General features: G+C 35.9%; 3 protein-coding genes. All 3 read right to left on the bottom strand.

Annotated features, from left to right (window positions below):
• On the bottom strand, positions 1-503 hold a 503-nt coding region (locus H5202_RS21095), incomplete at its 3' end, for a GDP-mannose 4,6-dehydratase (protein ID WP_182773783.1).
• The gene (gene rfbF, locus H5202_RS21090; protein WP_182773782.1) at positions 485-1,258 is read right to left on the bottom strand and encodes a glucose-1-phosphate cytidylyltransferase; all 774 of its coding nucleotides are present in this window, start codon (positions 1,256-1,258) and stop codon (positions 485-487) included. The genes H5202_RS21095 and rfbF, both read right to left, overlap by 19 nt.
• Positions 1,259-1,279: 21 nt before the next feature.
• Positions 1,280-2,145: FAD-binding oxidoreductase (locus tag H5202_RS21085; protein ID WP_182773781.1), on the bottom strand; the 866-nt coding region annotated here is incomplete at its 5' end.

Below are 2,145 nucleotides of genomic sequence, written 5' to 3'. Positions count from 1 at the left end.
CCTTTACTGTTGCTATAGGGATCATATCCACCCATAGCTTCATCTTCTCTATATCCCCATACCCACTCACGGTTTTCGTAACATTTATCACTGGTGATATTAACAACGGCCTTAACACAACCAATTTGTCTAATAGCTTCTAATAGGTAAACTGTACCCATTACATTAGTAGAATACGTTTCTATTGGGTCATCATAGGATTGGCGCACTAATGGTTGAGCAGCCATATGAAAAACGATTTCAGGTTTAAAGTTTTGTATACTTTCTCTAAGGTGTAAAAAATCACGAATATCACCTTCTTCTGACACCATTTTCTCTGCAACATTTGCTTCTTCAAATAAGCTTGGTGTTGTCGGCGCCGCTAATGCATATCCTTTAACAACTGCGCCCATTTCTTGCAACCATAGTGATAGCCAACTGCCTTTAAACCCAGTATGACCGGTCACAAAAACCTTTTTACCTTGCCAAAATTTGGATTCATCGTTTACTCCCAAATTTTCCAAGGTGCTTTGCCTGATTCCCAAAGATTTTCAAGATGTAATTTATCACGTAGTGTATCCATTGGTTGCCAAAAACCATTATGTTCATAGGCCATTAGTTCATTATCTTCTGCTAATGTTTTTAAAGGTTCTTGTTCCCACGTACAACTATCACCATCAATATATTTGAGCACTTCAGGAGATAGGACAAAAAAACCACCATTAATCATTGCTCCGTCACCACGCGGTTTTTCTTGAAAGCTATTAACTTTCCCCGCTGTAATGTCTAATGCTCCGAAACGCCCTGGAGGGAATGTTGCTGTTAAAGTTGCTTTTTTTCCATGGCTTCGATGAAAAGCAACACTTTCAGTAATGTTCACATCTGAAACACCATCACCATATGTAAAACAAAATTCTTTCTCGTCTTTTAGATATTCACCAACACGACCTAAACGTCCGCCAGTCATAGAGTTATCACCAGTATCAACTAAAGTCACAGTCCATGGTTCTGCTCGTCGATGATGCACCTTCATTTCGTTTTCTTTCATATCAAAGGTCACGTCTGACATATGTAAAAAATAATTAGCAAAGTACTCTTTAATAACGTAACCCTTATAGCCACAACAGATAATGAAATCATTAATACCATGTGCGGAATACATTTTCATTATATGCCACAAAATTGGCTTACCACCAATTTCAACCATAGGTTTAGGTCTTAGTGCTGTTTCTTCACTTAAACGAGTTCCTAAACCACCAGCTAAAATAACTGCTTTCATTTTTTTCTCCAAAATTAAAACCTATTTTGCGGGAGTAAATGCATCAGAATGGAAAGAATCTGATGGTAACTGCCTTTCTTTGAATTTTTGGGCTGCATCATTAATCATGTTAAGTGAGCCGCATGCATAAACTTCATATTTTGCTAAAGAATCGAAAATTTCACAAACAATGTCTTGAACATAACCTTTACAACCTTTATAAGTTTCTTCACGAGATAAAACTGGAGTGAAATATATATGTTCATAAGCATCAGATAATTCTAACAATTCTATGCAATAGAGTTCTTCTTTGTATTGCATACCCCAATATATATGAATCTCCCTTTCATCTCCAGAATGTATAAGTTTCTCAACAATCGCTTTAATGGGGGCAATACCAGTACCCGTAGCAATTAAAATAAGAGGTTTAATATTATCTCTGATAAAGAAGGTGCCTTTAGGCCCTTCCATTCTCATTAACTGATTTTCTTTAACTTGCCCAAAAATCATTGCTGACATTTTTCCATTTGGCACTTTTCGTATATGTATTTCAATTTCTTTTGTCGCAATATTAGCATTAGCTATAGAGTAACTTCGTTTCACACCTTTAAAGCTCAAATCTATATATTGACCAGCCAAGTATTCAAAATTTGCATTGGGTGGTAAACGAAAGTTTATTACTATTATATTATCTGTTACATATTCAAATTTAGTTACTTTACATGGCAGCGTCTGTTTTTTAATATTCAAAAGCTCAGGATAATATTTAGCTTTAAGCTGTATGTCGGACCTAGCCTTAGATTTACAAGTTAAAATTTTTCCAGAGTTCACAATCTCCCCATGTTCATTCTCAATAGATCCAGATAGAACTTCCGCAGAACATGTACCACATTCACCAGTCATACAAC

The sequence above is a fragment of the Shewanella sp. SG41-4 genome (assembly GCF_014164505.1).
Taxonomy (GTDB): domain Bacteria; phylum Pseudomonadota; class Gammaproteobacteria; order Enterobacterales; family Shewanellaceae; genus Shewanella.
The sequence above is the reverse complement of the archived record's forward strand: the minus strand, read 5'-3'. Positions and strand labels throughout refer to the sequence as shown.

Excerpts from the sequence above, each read along its gene's own strand:
- rfbF (WP_182773782.1), bottom strand. The coding sequence starts at position 1,258 with ATGAAAGCAGTTATTTTAGCTGGTGGTTTAGGAACTCGTTTAAGTGAA.